The organism is Methylomonas defluvii (genome assembly GCF_033949435.1).
GTDB classification, from domain to species: Bacteria; Pseudomonadota; Gammaproteobacteria; order Methylococcales; family Methylomonadaceae; genus Methylomonas; species Methylomonas defluvii.
Window position 1 is genome coordinate 56,321 of sequence record NZ_JAXARY010000020.1, and the last position, 15,241, is coordinate 71,561.

The window sequence follows — 15,241 nt, forward strand, 5'->3', positions numbered from 1 at the left end:
GGTCTAACCCGAGATGGCTTGCAAGGCAAAAAACACCGCCAGACTCATGGAGCCCAGCCCCAAACCGGCGGCGGCTAAACGGTTGCCGTGCAGCCTGGTCCACAACAAGGTGCCGGTCAAGGCCAGCAAGATTAAACCGCCTGCCAAGGTATCCACCAATAAGACCCAGCCCATGCCCATGCCGGTGCCCTTATGCAGATTATTCAAAGTGGTCAACAGGTTGGCCTCGCCTTGCTTGACCGTGACAAAGGCGTTGCCCTCCCAATAGTCGGCAGACAACAGTTTTTGCGGATTGCGCACGTTGATCTGCCAGGAGGCCGGCTGTTGAACCGGCTGATTGTTCCAGGTCACGGTTTTACCGGGTTCCTTGCGGATTTTGGCGTGGGACGTATCGATGCTCAGCGTTTCACCCAGCCAGGTTGCCATTGCTTTTGGGTCCGCGGGATGCGGTTCCGGCAAGGCCAGCTGAATTTCTTTTTGTTCCATGCGGCCAATCGGAATTTTCAAGATGTCACGATGATTCATTAAAATCCCGGTAAAGCCGAACAGCAAGCCCAACGCCGCGCCCCACAGCCCGAACCAGGCATGGGTGCGGCGCAGCCATTTCAGAAAGGCGCCGCGCGATAGACTTTTCGGTAAAAACAAGTAGCCGCCGTTGGTTTTCTTGGGCGGGCGGTTGGCTGGCGTCAATAATGAGTCGGTTGCGGTGTTCATGAGTCGGGGTCCAAAAGCGGGCTATGGCAATTGCAAATAAGGGGGTTGCGGATTGGGCGGAACGGTTAAACCATCTCACCAATAGCGGATGTTGTTTAACCGTTCGCACACGTCGAGTTTAGTATTTAAAGCTCACCGTCAACTGCCCGGATACCGGCGTGCCCGGCAAGGCCGAGTTGGTTTGTCCGGATTCGTAGTAGACGGTATCGGTCAGGTTGAACACGTTGAGTTGCACGTCGTAATGTTTTTGATGATAGGCCACCACTGCGTCCAGGCGGGCGTAACCCGGTAATACCGCTTCGTTGACGCTGTCGGCATAACGGTGGCTGGCGTAGTACACGCCGCCGCCGATCTCCCAGTTGTCTGTTAGATGATAAGTGCTCCAGGCTACGCCGCTGTGTTCCGGCACGTTGACGGCCGTCATCCCCTCGAACGATTTCACTAAGCCGCTGACCGAGCCGGTGGCTGTTGATGTGGATTTGCTGATTTTCGAGTCAAGATACGCATAGGTCAGCGATACATCCCATTTCGGCAACACTTCGCCGGCCAGACCGGCTTCGAAGCCGTCCGTACTTTGTTCGCCTGCGAGGATTTGCAGATTGGCATCCAGCGGCGAGGTGGTGCGGGCATTGGTTTTTTCCAGGCGGAACAGGGCGGCGGTGGCCGATAATTTGCCGTCGAACAGTTCCCATTTGCCGCCGATCTCATAGTTATGATTCTGCTCCGGTGGCAGGTTGGCGTTGTTGGCCGACAAACTCAGGCTTTCCGCAGACGGATTAAACGACTTGCCGTAGCTGAAATAGTAAGACTGAGCTTTGCTGGGCTGCCAGACGATGCCGCCGCGCGGGCTCCATTGATCGACGCTGCTATTGAAGTCGGCGCTGCCTATCCGATCTGTCTGTTGCGCCTCGAACACATCGTAGCGGGTGCCGGCCAGTAATTTCCATTCCGGATTGATCTCGAATTGGTCCAACACATAACCCGCGTAGGTTTGGGCTTGGGTCAGACGGCTGGTGTCCAGCGTGCCGCTGAAGTCGTACGCCAAGCCGGTGACGCTAGCGGCAAGGCGTGGATTGAATATCGACACCCGGCTAACGCCGGAGGAGTTTTTCGATTTGAAGTCGTAATCTTCCCAACCGAATTCGCTACCGAACATCAAGGTATTGTTAAAGCCAAACAAGGGCTTTTTGTAGACAAAGTCGGTTTGGTTGTAGATGTTTTCCTGGGTGTTCAAGCGCAAGGCTTGCGAGCGGGCGATAGTGCCGGCATCGGCTCCGGTGTATGTCGCCGCGCCGGAATACAGATGGGTCAGGTATTTACGCTCGTAGTCGCCGTAGCGGACCGTGTTTTTAACCGAGAAATCCTGGTTGAAACGGTGGGTTAACGCCACGGTGGCCACATTGACATCGGTGTCCATCATCCGGTTATCGGTGAAGCCGTAAAAGGTGTTGATAGGCACGCCGGCCGGCCGGCCTCGATACATAGGCACGCCGTAATCGAACACGCCTTCATCCTGCTGGTGCAACAGATTTAGCGTCAAATCGGTATCGGCGCTGATGTCCCATTTGAACGAAGGCGCAATACCCCAGCGATTGCTGTAGTTGTAGTCGCGATAGGAATCGGCATCCTGGTACATCACATTCAGCCGGGCCGATAAATCTTGATATTGGGTTTCGGCGTCGATGGCGGTGCGTTTGAAGTCGTACAAGCCATAAGTAAAGCTGCCGTTAATTCCGGTTTTGCCGGTCGGCTTCTTTGCTACTTGATTGATCACGCCGCCGGTGGCGCCGCGACCGAATAAAATTGACGATGCGCCTTTCAGCACTTCGGCTCTTTCGATGAAAAAGGTGTCGCGAGTGTACTGGCCGTTGTCTTTGACCCCGTCCAGATATTGGTCGGAGCTGGCCGCGAAGCCGCGCAAGGTAATGGAATCGCCGGTACGGCCGCCTTCGCCGGCGGCAATGGTCAGGCCGCTGACATTGCGTAAGGCATCGCGCAGGTTGAAGGCGTTTTGCGACTCGATCAGTTCTTTTTTTACCACGCTGACCGATTGCGGAATGTCGCGCAGCGCCATCTCGGTTTTGCTGCCGGTGGTCGAGGTGTCGGCTTTGAAGCGAATGGCTTGTTGTTCGCGGTTGGCTTTGACCTTGACGTCTTCCAAAACCACTTCTTGATCATTGTTGGCCGCTACGTCGGCGGCCGGGTCAGCGGCGAATGCCGCTCCGCTCAGCGCCGCGCCCAGCGGCAATAAAGCCCCCAAGCGCCACTTGGCAGGGGTGTTTTTTTTCGTGGTCGAATGGTTTGCAGACATAGTATTCCCGTAACTGAATAAATAGTGCTGGCTGCCTGGCTGGGAATGCTGGGTGGCTAAGATTTTACGAACCGACAGTTATTGTCCGTCGGTTATTGATCGCTATTCGAGATATGCGGCTCCAAAAAGCCAAGAAATAAGATCATTCTCAAATAATAACGATTCTCATTTTATTTTTTTTGAGACTAATGTCAACTCCGGAATTTGCGTGCAGACTGTTTCCCAATTCGAAATCAAAGCTTGGAAAGGCTTAAATCTTTCAGCGTATTCCAGCCGTTTCGGGCGCTCGACAGCCTAAAGGCTTGCGGAAATTAGCCTTTAGGCTGCAAAACCAACGGCGAGTTAATGGCTGAAATTTCAAGGAGGAAGAAATACTTTACTTTTCAAATGAGAATAATTATCATTTGAGTCAGATTAAAAATCAGCTGCCGCGACGTGAAAAGATTATTCCCCTTATTTAGTGAACCTGAGGCTGTGCGCTTGGCAATCGCTCCGGAAGTTTTGGCGGCGTTGGTCGAAAAAGGCGAAATCCATGCCACGGATTTCCGATGTCTTGATTTAGGGTCGAAACAAATCGTTTGGAAAATGTTCCTGTCTCAGGCAAAAGCCAAGCTCAATCGTGGTTTAGCGAATCCCGAGCGTTAGTCCGCTTAAAAGTTATTTACCCAATCCCTGACGATTTTTGAAGGAGTAAACCTATGAGCAACAAACCCTGTACCCACGAATGTTTGGCGGCGACGGCCTTAAGCAAGGTATTGATTTGCCGCGAATGCGGCGTCGTCCACCTGCATCTGCAGAACATGTCATTGCGCCTGGAAGTGGCGGATTTTCTGAGCTTTGCCGACACCATGGCCGAAGCCGCGCACCAGGCCAGAGCCGGTCAAAAAGACAAAAGCAAACGCGCCGGCTTTACGGTGGTTAAATCCAGCACCAGACTCAATTAGCGAAACCGCACTTGCCGGAAAATTCCCCGGAGGTTTGCCTAAGATAGCGGGATGGCGGAATAACCTTCAGAAACTACCCATTCTGCTTTCGCTGTGTATGCTGGCATCCAGAGACACGACTCTGTCCGCCATGCCTATGGTTTCCGGCCGATGGGCGATAGTTAAGCGGGTGATGCTTAACGAATTGATTGCCAAATTCACCTTCCGCTCTGTTTCGACATCCAAGTGGCTGGTCGCTTCGTCCAGGACCAGTACCGACGGCACTTTGTAGAGCGCCCGCGCAATGATGAGCCGTTGCTTTTGCCCGCCGGAAAAACTGCTGCCCATATCGCCAACCTGGGACAGATAACGCATGGGCAGAGCCTCGATTTCATCGTCGATGCCGGCGAGTTGAGCGCTTTGTTTCAGCAGCTCGAAATTGGTTTGTAAGTCGAAGCCGGAAATATTTTCCTGAAGGCTCCCGGAGAATAACTGGTCTTCCTGCAATACCGCGCCCACCAGCCGGCGCCAATTGGCCAATCCGAATTGGCTTAAAGGCATGCCGTCGATTTCGATGACACCCTCGGTCGGTTCCAGCAGGCCCAAGCAGAGTTTGACCAAGGTGCTTTTTCCGCATCCGGACGCGCCGACGATGGCGATGTGTTCGCCGGGTTGGATGGACAGATGCAAATTGCGAAATATCCAGGGCATATTCGCGCCGTAGCGAAAGCCCAGGTTTTTAAACTCGATGGTGGGGCTGAAATCCTTTCGGTTGATGACTTTGTCTGCGGCGCAGCCGTCAGTCTGTTCTTTTTCCGCCAAGACAATATCGGACAAACGCTCCACATGCAGGCTGACCATGAGCATCGACATCAGGTTGTCGATCAGCCGTTGCATCCGCGATGTAAAGTCGTCTTTGTAAGAAATAAACGCCATCAGCATGCCGACGGTCAAAGCGTTGTCCATGACCATGGTCGCGCCGACCGCCAGCACGGCGATGGCTTCGGCGGCAAACACCGCGCTATAGCCCAGCGAAAATCCCAGCGACATTTTTTGCGCGCCGATGCGTTTATTCACGCCGGCGACGAACAAATTCAGCCAGCGTGCCCGGCGCTGCTCTTCCAAACCCGCCAACTTTGTGGTGTGCACGGCGCGAATGCTTTCCAGAAAATGGCTTTGCGCCTTGGCCTCGTGCGCCAGTGCTTCATCGGTTAAGCGATGATAGATTCCATGGGGCAAAACGCGGATCAGCAGATAGGCCAATACGGCGGCGACGGCGAAAGCGCTTAGTGTGGGGCTGTACAACAACATCACCGCCAGGACAATTAAACCGAATCCGCCGTCCAGGACTACTTCGACTAATTTGCCGGTCAGCGTCTGTTGAATGGCTTGCATCGATTGAAACCGGGATACGATGTCGCCGGTATGCCGTAGTTCGAACCAATGCACGGGCAGCCTTAACAAATGGCCGATAATGCGGCCGGCCCATTGCAGATTGAATTGTGTCGCCAGCACGATGGCCAGCCAGCTTCTAACGGCTTCCAACACGATTTTAATCACGGCAATCAAGGCATAGGCCAAGGCTAACACCAACAGGAAATCCCGGTCGCCGGACACAATCGCACCGTCTACTATCCATTGGGCAACGATTGGTGTCAGCAAGGCGAATAATTGCATGGCAACGGCCAATACCGCGATTTGCGTCAAGCTCCGGATCAGGCCGTCGACTTTACCGACCAGTTTAGCGAGAGGAATACGCGACCTCGGCGTAATACGCTCGAACGCCGGCGCAGGCGTCAGTTCCAAGGCCACGCCGGTAAACAGGGTGTTGACTTCGGCTATAGCCAGCTCCCTTTCGCCCTTGGCCGGGTCGTGGACCAGCACCCGGCCGCGCCCCACTTTTTTTAGCACGACAAAATGGCTCATTTGCCAATGCAAAATACAAGGGAGACTGAGTTGGTCGAGTTCCACCAATTCCAGGCGTAGCGGTCTGCACGAGAACCCGAGCGCCGCGCCGATACCGACCAAATCCATCAGCGTGGAGCCGCGTAGCGACACCGCATACTTGGCGCGTAAGTCGCTCATGCTGTGTGCGGCACCGTGGCAGGCGGCGACATAGCCTACGCAGGCCAAGCCGCATTCGGCCGCGGTGGTTTGCAAGTACGACGAATGGTGCGAGTGCTTAAGGTGCTTCATTGTTGGTATCGACAAACACTTCCAGCAACTGATCGGGATTGATGTGGCGGGCAATCGCCGTATTCACCTGGGCCAGCGTCAAGGCTTCAACGCGGGCATTGATGTCGGCGTAGTAGCGCATGTCGCGCCGTAAGCGTAATAGCAGATTCAGCTTGCCGAACAGCTTGTCATGATCTAGTTTGCTCAGATCGTTGCGATGGCGCCAGTTCTGTTTTGCACTGTCGAATTCCGCAGCGCTGAGGCCATCTTTAACCAGCAGCGCCAGTTCCTCGTGCACGGCTTTGGAGAGTTGTTGCCGCAGGGCCAGCGCATAACTTGCGCTGATGGTCAGGGTGGCGCGTGGTTCAAAGGCGGAAGCGCTGATCTTGCTGGCCACACCGTAGGAAATCCCCTCTTGTTGACGCAGGCGGCGACCGAGGCGGGATTGCAGCGCATCCTCGCCCAGCGCGACATTCGCCAGCATTAAAGCCAGGGCGTCCGTCTCGTCCGCTTGCAAGGGCTGTCTAAGCTGTGCTGTGTAAATGCCGTGCGCGCCATCGGCCACGGTCATGACATGCCGGCCGGGTGCCAAAGTGGTGTAAGGCAGGGGCGGCCGCTGGTAGGGCTGCTTGCTGCGCCAGGGACCTAACAGGCTTTCCAATTGCCGGCGCGTCGCGTTGGCATCAAACTCCCCGGACAGCAGCAACTCTCCATTCGCGCCGTAATAATCGGTATGGAAGGCTTTTACATCGTTCAATTCGATACGTTCCAACGCAGCGAGCGCTTCCGCCATGCCGGGCTCGCGGCGGATGTCGCCGACAGGGTATGGGCTGGTGAGTGCGGTCACGGCTTGTTCCGCGACGACTTGCGGTTTTGTGCCCAGGCCTTGGTAGGCGACGCGCAACTGATTGCCGATTTCCTTGAATCCCTGCTCCGGCAGTGCCGGATGACGAAGAACATCGATTAGAACGTCCAGAAATTCCGGCAACGATTTCGCGGGCAGATCGAAACGAATCGCCAAACGGTCCTCCATCGGCGTCATCGACAAGTGGGCATCCAAACCCACCAAGCGATCAAACAGTTGTTGCCGATCTAAACTGGCCGAACCGTGCGCCAACAGGCTGCCGGTAAGGTCCGCCAACATACGTTTGCCAAGCATGCTGTCCGTCGTGCCCATGCGCAGATTCCACTGTCCTTGCACCCGGCCGGTCGGTATGGACTTGGGCCAGAGCGCAACCGCCAGCGACTCGTTAATGCTAAAGCGCTCGATTTGCGCATCTATAGCCGCCGCCGTCGCATCGTTAGCCGCCGTCGCATCGTTAGCCGCCGGGGTCACGGTTTCCGGCAGGTGCGCAGGCGTGGACGCGGGGGATGGTTCGGCGCTTGTCGCCTGCGGTACGAGGGCTTCTTTCCGCGCCGTGACACTTGCCGCATGCCGACTGCTCATCAACTGGGCAACCGGGAGACCTTGCTGGAAAAGCGTTTTGGCGGTTTGTTGAATCTCCGGCAAAGTCATTTCTTGGGCCGCGTCAATGCTCTCGAACCACAGCCGCCAGTCGCCGAGGGAGGCAAATTCAGCCAAACGGTAGCCAAAAGCGGCGGCTTGAGATTGCACGTGTAAAGCCTCGTTGCGTATCAAATTTTTGGTGCGTTCCAGTTCTTTTTCCGTGAACGCGGTATCGCCCAGCGAATGCACTTGTTCTGCTAAGGTGTGTTGAAGTTGTTCCAACGCTTCGCTATCGGCTGTCAGCGGCAGCGCGGTTACTTCGAATGCACCCGCATTGCGCAATAGCAACGGCATGGCCGAGACAGAGGCTGCCTGTCCGTCGCTAACCAGCGATTCATGTAAGCGACTGGCGGGTGAACCGGTCAGCAACCCGCTCAGTAGGCCCATCGCCGCTACATGCTTGGCATCGACCGAATCCGGTAACGGATAAAATAACGACACGGAAGAAACATCGCCGTCGCCGCGAAAACTCGTTTGCGGGTCGCCGCTCTCCCGCCCGGATGCCGCTTTGAATACGGGTGGCTGCCCGATTTTGGGCGATTTAATCTCACCAAAGTGGGTGTCCAATTGCTTCCAGGTTGCGGCCGCGTCAAATCGACCGGTAACGATCAACAGCGCATTGTCGGGACGATAGTGGGTCCGATAAAAAGCCTGGGCGTCGTCGATGGCGATACCGCGTAATTCGGTTTCGTTACCTATCGGCGGGCGTACATAGGGGGCAAAGCGAGTAACAACCGGCAGTATTTGTTGCGCTAATTTTTGCCGATGATTGCTATCGCCAAGCTCTTTTTCCCGCAATACCACGGGCAATTCCCTGGCAATATCCGTTTCCGTAATCGTCAGTTTATGCATGCGCAAAGCTTCTTGTTGCAGTAGCCAGTTCAGCGTGGGCTGGTCGCTGGAAAAGGCCGTGTGGTAGATAGTGCGGTCGAAATGGGTATTGCCGTTATAGGCAATGTTGCGGCGCGCCAGCTCGCTGACCAGCGCATGATTGCCCTCTGTCGTGGGTGCGTTAAACAGCAAATGCTCCAGCAAATGTGCGAGGCCCGACTTTCCCACGGGATCGGCGAGCGAACCGCTGAAATACACCAGCGTCACTGCCGTCTGCTCGGCCTTACTATCGGGAACCAACAAGGCCCGGAAACCGTTCTCGAATCGCCGTTCGATCGCGCCGTATTTCTCGGCGGCGGCGCTGTTTGTATTATTTTCCGTGGCGTGCCCGGTAATAACGTTGACGAAAGTTAGTATTAAACATGCTATTAAGGTCGAGAGGGTAGGGTTCATGGGTAAGATTCCTTTCTAGGGTTGGATAAATGGATTAAGCGCTCATCATTTTTGGAAAGTGTGCGGGCATGATAATTAAAAATTCGTCAGATTTTGTTTCTATAATCGGACGGAACTAAAAAACTCAATTTTTAAAATAAGACCATGCAACTAAGAGAATTGTCGTGGAATTAAGCGCATGAAGCAAAAGCTGCATTCTGTTAATTTTGTCTTCGGACTTGCCCAAGGTATTTTTAACCAACATCTCTAAAGAAATACAGAGTGCCATCACAGAAAAATATAAGCTAACAATTAGGTAAATCATTTTATTAACCCTAAAACGATAAATCGTATATTCCTGGTCGTTTCGAATGGAGAAGCGATTACGAGGAATGGAGGCCTCAATTTCGTCCAATTAAGTTTTACAAATCCGGTCTACGGTTTTTTCCGAGATGTTCAATTGATATTTCGTCGAAACGATTTATTTGATGGCCAAAATATCCGATAAATAACAGAGATAATGCTCAGTAATAAAAATATCCCCGAGATCAGAACAATATTGTCGTGCAGTGCTTTGTCTTGTGTCACTAACTCTGAAGCCGCGCCGGCACAAATAAATCCCGTCACTAAGTAAGTGGTTATATCGCGTCTATACACGAATTCGGCGGTTTGTCTTCCCGAGAATAGTATTTCGATATGATTTTGGTTTTTTTTAAAATAAAAAAAACCTGCCAGAAATATTGAACATAAAGCGATGTACAACACAATCGATTCCTCGCCATCGAGATGAGAGGCGATATCCGTAGTTGCCTTTGGAAACACGAATATTAATACCGCAAGCGTCGATAATAGGGCGAAAACCGACGCGATGATAATCAGAAACGGGTTATATCTCATGAGTAGTACCGATAGATTAATTTAATACTGCACCGGTAAGAAAGACTCAATATGGCGAGAGAGCCTTTCTTTTGGTATCCCTTTGTCGAATACATTAACTACCGTCCCCATCCTCTCCACCTAGCAAATTACTCAATACGCTTTGAATCGGCGTGTGTTGGTTCAGATATTCACCAATAGTCCAGCCCGCTAGTCCGGCAGCGGTTACTGCGGAAGCGGCCACGCCAAAATATCCGGCGGCGGCGATTTGCTGTGCTGTTGTCAACCCGGCCCATTGCGCCATGCCCATACCCACACCGGCACCTAAAGCGCCGGCAATTGCTAGAGTATCTGCTTCCGATAAGCCGCCACCGACGAGTACCATTTCAGTAATTGTCAATTCACGCATTTCTATCTCCTTATCTTTTAATTAATAGGTATATTTGTTTTTACTGGCCACCGATTCTCAATGCTTTTGTTGTTGATTCAAAGTGGATTGCGATAATGGTTCGCAGTTCTGATAGTTTAAATAATCAATAGGCTCAGCCTTATAAGCAATGCCTAGTATTTTGGAATAGCGAATTTTATAGGGTTAGGTAATATATTTACGATAAAAGTTTAATGGTAAAATGAGTCAAGGCGTTTATATAAATAATTGATAGACTAATCCAAAGCACTCTCTTTCTTATTGTTTCTGAGCTGGGTTTAATAAATCTTGATTTTCCTATAATGGTTGTAATCATCACAAGGATAATGCCGAATACCAATAAATAAGTCTGTGTCTCGTTCATATCGCAATGTCGCCATGTTAAGTTGATAAATGGGGGAGAGTATGATGTTTAGCTTCCATCGCCATCTTCCCCTCCACCGCTGCTCAAAGCACCGCCTTCAACCAAGCCGTCTCCTATGGCAAACCCACCTAAGATTACGGCCGCCGCCCCGGTTGCAACGACTACAGCGCCCACTTCAGGTAGGGCCGCAACTAATGCGATGCCGGTTCCTACAAATGCTAAACCACCGCTAACTTCATCCCAGTCAACCCCTCCGCTGACAATCTCCATTTCCGTAATAGTTAATTCACGCATATATTTATCTCCTTGAATAAAGATTATAAAATCATTTTTTATCGAATTATCTAAAACCGCTCAATAAGGTCGAGTATCAATAATTGTTTCAACAGTTGATTCTCCTTATCGGATAATTGCTTAGCATTTTTATTGGCTTGCAAGTTATCGGCTGAAATGATGCCGGCAAGAAAATCGGCGCTTTCGGTGTCGAGATTTATCTTGAAGCCGTTGGCTAATAAAGTTTTCTGATCGTTGGATATTGGTAGGAACGAGTTTATTCGAATTTTATTGCCCAGAAGGGCGGTGTTATCCGATATGCCGGTTGGAGACAAACTGCCAATATTAAATCGCGATTTAACTCTTTGTTGTTCCGTAAAAGCGATGTAAAAATTATGGAGATTTTCCGGTTCGGCTAGCGTGCTTTGTAATAGCGGGATAAAACTTTCAACAAGGTCCGTCGTGTTGAGATAAGCGTTAATAGAACTCCTGCTTTCAATCCGGTCCGGCAGTCGATTGCCGCATAGCCAAAGCAGATAATCCAATAATTTAGGCGGGAAGGTGCCTATGGCGATATGAAACGTCTCGTCGTCGGCGATAGGCAGGGCCTCGTGCCACCAGCCTCTTGGGATATACAGCAAATCCCCGGCCGCCAATACCGTATCCAGCACCGGTTCCGCCGGGCATTCCGCTTTATGGTTTAGGCTGGTTTGATGGTTTAAAGGTAATTCGAATGTGGGTTGATAGAGGCGCCATCTTTTGCGTCCGATCAGTTGCAAGGCGAACACATCGTGGGTATCCCAATGTTTGCCAAACGAACCGTCGCCGCCGAATGCCGCATAAGCATTGGCGTTGGTCTTTTCGCCGACGAATTGCGCCACGTCCATGCAATAGTCGTTAATTTCCGGGAGGTAGAGCTGTAGTTTGTTTAGTACCAAGGTCGCACCGTCCGTTAAATAGCGGTACAAAACGTCTTTGACGATACGTGTGCGTTGTTCGCCCAGTTCCCAATAGGGCTCGGTATAGCGGCCTGGCTCGACCGGTCCGTCTTTAAATAACTTAATTTGCGTATTGGCGTTTTCCATGGCGTAAAGCGCCTGATCGATATGCTTCCAGTTTAAATTGTTCTCGGACAGCATCTGGCGCTTCAGCCACCACCGGCTTTGGTAATGCGCATCGAAAAATTGTGTTCTATCGATGCCGAAATGAAGCAATGACATAGCGTTCCCTAGTTATATTTGGTTAAGCCGTAAAGCGGTTCTATCATCCACTCGATTAAGCGCCGCGTATCTTGTTCGATGTCCGCCTCCACGATCATGCCGGATACCAGCCGTTTCGGTTCGCCGTACACCGAGGCAAATTGGGAATCGAGTTTTACGGTGACGCGGTAATAATCGTCCGGTGGGGAATTGGCGAATAAATTCGGTAAGGTCTTCGATGAAACCGGATTTTTCGAGACGGTTGCGACTGTTCCGGAATACTGGCCGAACTTTTGATAGGGGTAGGCTTGGTAACGCAAGCGTACTTTCTGGCCGGATTCGACAAAGCCGATGCCGCGCGTGGTCACGTACAATTGCGCGGTCAGTTCCGCACCATCGCCAAGCAAGGTTGCCAAGGTATCCTTATCCGAAATTTGGCCGGGGTGCACGCTAATACCGGTGACCATGCCGTCAATCGGGGCGACGATAGCCAATTGGCTTTGAATATGGGTTTCCTGGATTTTTTGGCGGAGTATGCTTAAGTCTTGGTCGATATTGGCGATGCTGATTTGGGTTTTTTCCGGTGCGATGCGTTTTTCGTCCTCCAGCTCCAATTTTTTTCGCTCGAGTTCGTCGTAATCCCGCTTTAAATCCGATGCTTGAGCACGTAATAGCGTCAGGTTGTCCAGCTCCTCGTCCAATTTGTCTTTCGCAATAAAGCCGGATGTCGCCAGACCGCGATGCTTATTCAGGCGCTGCTCCGCCAAGAGCAATCTTTCCTGATGCTGATTTATCTGTTGTTTGGCGTCGGCAATCGATACTTGTATTGCCGCCAACTGTCTGGATAGTGCCAAATTATTTTTGTCCTGCAGGGTGCTTAATTGGCGTTTTTCCCGGAGATTGGCTTCTTCTTCCGCGAGTAGTGCCGCTTCAAGCTGATCGGCGAATCGAGCGCCGCTGGCGTCCGACCGGTTTGTGAATGAAGCAAGATGGCGTTCGTCTCTTAACGTAAATAAGGTGTCTCCGGCATGAACCGTTTGACCTTCTTCAACATGAACGGCCGAAATAAGCCCTGGCGCGGGCGTGGCAATAATGATCGCACCGCCATTCGGGACCAACATGCCGGCAGCGTTGGTTCGTTTGGTATAAGACGCAAAGCTGATAAATAAAACGGTTGCGGCGACCAGCGTCAACACAATCGCGAATACCAGCCACGACGACCAGGATCTCGCCAGCAGGATGTCGCCTTCCAAGCGTCCGGTCTGCGCTGCCATGGCTTCTGCGCGATAAAGATTCGTCGAGAACATGCGTCCTGCCTATCGGATTTCGATGTTTGACAGCGAAGCGTTTCGTTGGGCCGCTTAGGCTATTAACCCGGTCCTATTTATCCTTGGTGCCCGGTTCGGGCTGAGCGGGCCGAAGCCTGAGTTGGTTGGCCCTTCGACAGGCTCAGTACCCTCAAAGGCATTGAGGCTAACGGTGTTTAAGGGCTGGGTTAATAACGTCGAGCTAAAAATCAGCTGTTGGATGGACTTTGCGGCTGTAGTGATAACGCCGGAAACGAAATGGCGGCTAGCGAAAAATGATTTGGTCATAAGGTCCCCTGGATGAATTGATTAGCACCGTGAGGGCTGGCTAGTCAGGAGACATGGCTGGCGATACGCCTTCTGCACGAAGGCTGAGTGGACTTTAAAAAAAACGCTGTTGTTTGTCAACTCATCTTTTGTGTAGCCCGGTAGGAACGATAGGCGCGTAGCTTTTGCCTGTCAAGTTGACCCGCTGGTTAGCGTTGATTCTCATACTGGATTATTGAATGAAAGAATCACGTTATCAAACCCCGTTACGAGGGCTTTACTTGCAAAAGTAAAATTTCCCGCAATAGGCATTAAGCCGACCTTCATATGTTGCGTCCGAGTTGATTTGCCTTGTTAGGCATTCTTGCAGTCTCGCTTTATCTGCTCTTCCACGTCATTGATCATGAGCCTTTCAAACTCGAAGAACCATTCTAGTGAGAGAAATTCAAACGCCAACCTACCCAAAAAATGCTCAGAAACAACGTACGGAACCTCGTTATTGAATGATGAGTCGCGATTAAACAACTCAAAACCGACGTTATTTGCCATAACCACATTGAGGTCGAAATCTGCAGCATTCGCGCGTAGACGCAATGAAGATTGGCTAATAATAACTAATAGAAATATTTCCCCATTAAGGAATGCATATAGCGTTTCCGGCTCGAGAAGCGAGAGCGTGAAAGGATAATAATTCCCCCAGAGCTGTTCCGTCTTTTCATGATTGAGCATAAAAACAATCGGCTCTTCGATTCCTTCAAAGAGTTCATCATAATCGGCGCCGTCCTGTGTCGGCACGCCGATGTAAAAGAGACCCTCTTCGGGAGAGATTCGTGATGGCCGACCATTGACGGCCTCCACAGCAACATGATTTATTACCGAGTTATAGTGTCTTTCCTTAATCGGCAGCGCCTGCCTCTGCATGTCTGGAAAGCCACCAACGTTACCCACATCGTTCTCAAGGTATTCATGGATGGTGCGGATCGCCAGCATTTGTCGCTCGATACGCTTATTTCGATTAGTGCTCGATTTGACTTCAATTACGAACGGATCTGATGCGCCGAGCAGACAGACATCCCCGTGCCTGATGATATTTGTCAGGTCACACAATAGCGCAGGCACATTGTGAGAGAGAGCTTCATGCATCAGATGCATTTCAGAGCGAATCCCCTTTTTTCCGCCAAGATGACCTGGAGCCTGCTTCATTTCGGCGGAATCATGCGCGTAAAACAAGCGCTTCAAGTTCCACTTGCTGACGTATTTGTTTGCAATGCCATCTCCAAAGCAACGCCAAACGTAGAGAAGAAACTTGTACCCTGAGACTTTTGCGTCGCAAGAAGCAATTTGCTCTTTAATTTTCGCTGACTGTTCCTTGGTCGATCCCTTCTTCCTGAGTTCCGATTTCAGAGACTTTCGCAACACTTGCTGTTTTGAAATTTTGCCCTCGGTGTCGACAACGCGATTAATGAGATAGTCCTGAATCTGAGCCAAAGGGCGAAGGTCAGTAACTTCAGGCTTCAACTCATTGAGCATCTTTTTCAGTTGAATCACATGCCGCTTGTAGTAGCGGAGCATGGAAAGGTTCTCTTCGCCCATAGGAATGCCTAACTAGTTATTAAGCGGTTTCCGTATATCACC

Annotated in this window: 11 protein-coding genes; 2 read left to right on the top strand and 9 right to left on the bottom strand. The window is 51.4% G+C overall.

Going from position 1 to position 15,241, the window contains the following annotated elements:
• Positions 1-3: 3 nt before the first annotated feature.
• Complete coding sequence (locus QLH52_RS18890; protein ID WP_101055219.1) at positions 4-714, bottom strand: PepSY-associated TM helix domain-containing protein; 711 nt, start codon at positions 712-714, stop codon at positions 4-6.
• A gap of 118 nt (positions 715-832) precedes the next feature.
• Positions 833-3,025, bottom strand: coding sequence for a TonB-dependent receptor (locus QLH52_RS18895; protein WP_319962575.1), 2,193 nt, complete (start codon positions 3,023-3,025; stop codon positions 833-835).
• Between the two features lie 435 nt (positions 3,026-3,460).
• Between QLH52_RS18895 and QLH52_RS18900 the strand changes: the two genes are divergently transcribed.
• Positions 3,461-3,670, top strand: coding sequence for a hypothetical protein (locus QLH52_RS18900; protein ID WP_319962576.1), 210 nt, complete (start codon positions 3,461-3,463; stop codon positions 3,668-3,670).
• 53 nt (positions 3,671-3,723) lie between these two features.
• Positions 3,724-3,969: a hypothetical protein gene (locus QLH52_RS18905; protein WP_033155341.1), complete on the top strand. Its 246-nt coding sequence runs from the start codon at positions 3,724-3,726 to the stop codon at positions 3,967-3,969.
• A gap of 66 nt (positions 3,970-4,035) precedes the next feature.
• Here the strand turns inward: QLH52_RS18905 and QLH52_RS18910 are convergent, their stop codons facing one another.
• From QLH52_RS18910 to QLH52_RS18940, 7 genes are all read right to left on the bottom strand, one after another.
• A complete protein-coding gene (locus QLH52_RS18910) occupies positions 4,036-6,144 on the bottom strand; it encodes a peptidase domain-containing ABC transporter (RefSeq protein WP_319962577.1) in 2,109 nt (702 codons plus the stop codon).
• The gene (locus tag QLH52_RS18915; protein ID WP_319962578.1) at positions 6,131-8,914 is read right to left on the bottom strand and encodes a M16 family metallopeptidase; all 2,784 of its coding nucleotides are present in this window, start codon (positions 8,912-8,914) and stop codon (positions 6,131-6,133) included. Before QLH52_RS18915 ends, QLH52_RS18910 begins: the two co-directional genes overlap by 14 nt.
• 970 nt (positions 8,915-9,884) lie before the next feature.
• Positions 9,885-10,178, bottom strand: a complete 294-nt coding sequence (locus QLH52_RS18920) for a hypothetical protein (RefSeq protein ID WP_033155337.1) — start codon at positions 10,176-10,178, stop codon at positions 9,885-9,887.
• 430 nt (positions 10,179-10,608) lie between these two features.
• Positions 10,609-10,854, bottom strand: coding sequence for a hypothetical protein (locus QLH52_RS18925; RefSeq protein WP_319962579.1), 246 nt, complete (start codon positions 10,852-10,854; stop codon positions 10,609-10,611).
• A gap of 50 nt (positions 10,855-10,904) precedes the next feature.
• Positions 10,905-12,053: a cupin domain-containing protein gene (locus QLH52_RS18930; RefSeq protein ID WP_319962580.1), complete on the bottom strand. Its 1,149-nt coding sequence runs from the start codon at positions 12,051-12,053 to the stop codon at positions 10,905-10,907.
• Between the two features lie 8 nt (positions 12,054-12,061).
• Positions 12,062-13,306: an HlyD family secretion protein gene (locus tag QLH52_RS18935; protein WP_319962581.1), complete on the bottom strand. Its 1,245-nt coding sequence runs from the start codon at positions 13,304-13,306 to the stop codon at positions 12,062-12,064.
• A 654-nt stretch (positions 13,307-13,960) separates the two neighbouring features.
• Positions 13,961-15,199 carry a hypothetical protein gene (locus QLH52_RS18940; RefSeq protein ID WP_319962582.1) on the bottom strand — a complete coding sequence of 413 codons (1,239 nt, stop codon included), beginning with the start codon at positions 15,197-15,199 and terminating at the stop codon, positions 13,961-13,963.
• Between the last annotated feature and the right edge of the window lie 42 nt (positions 15,200-15,241).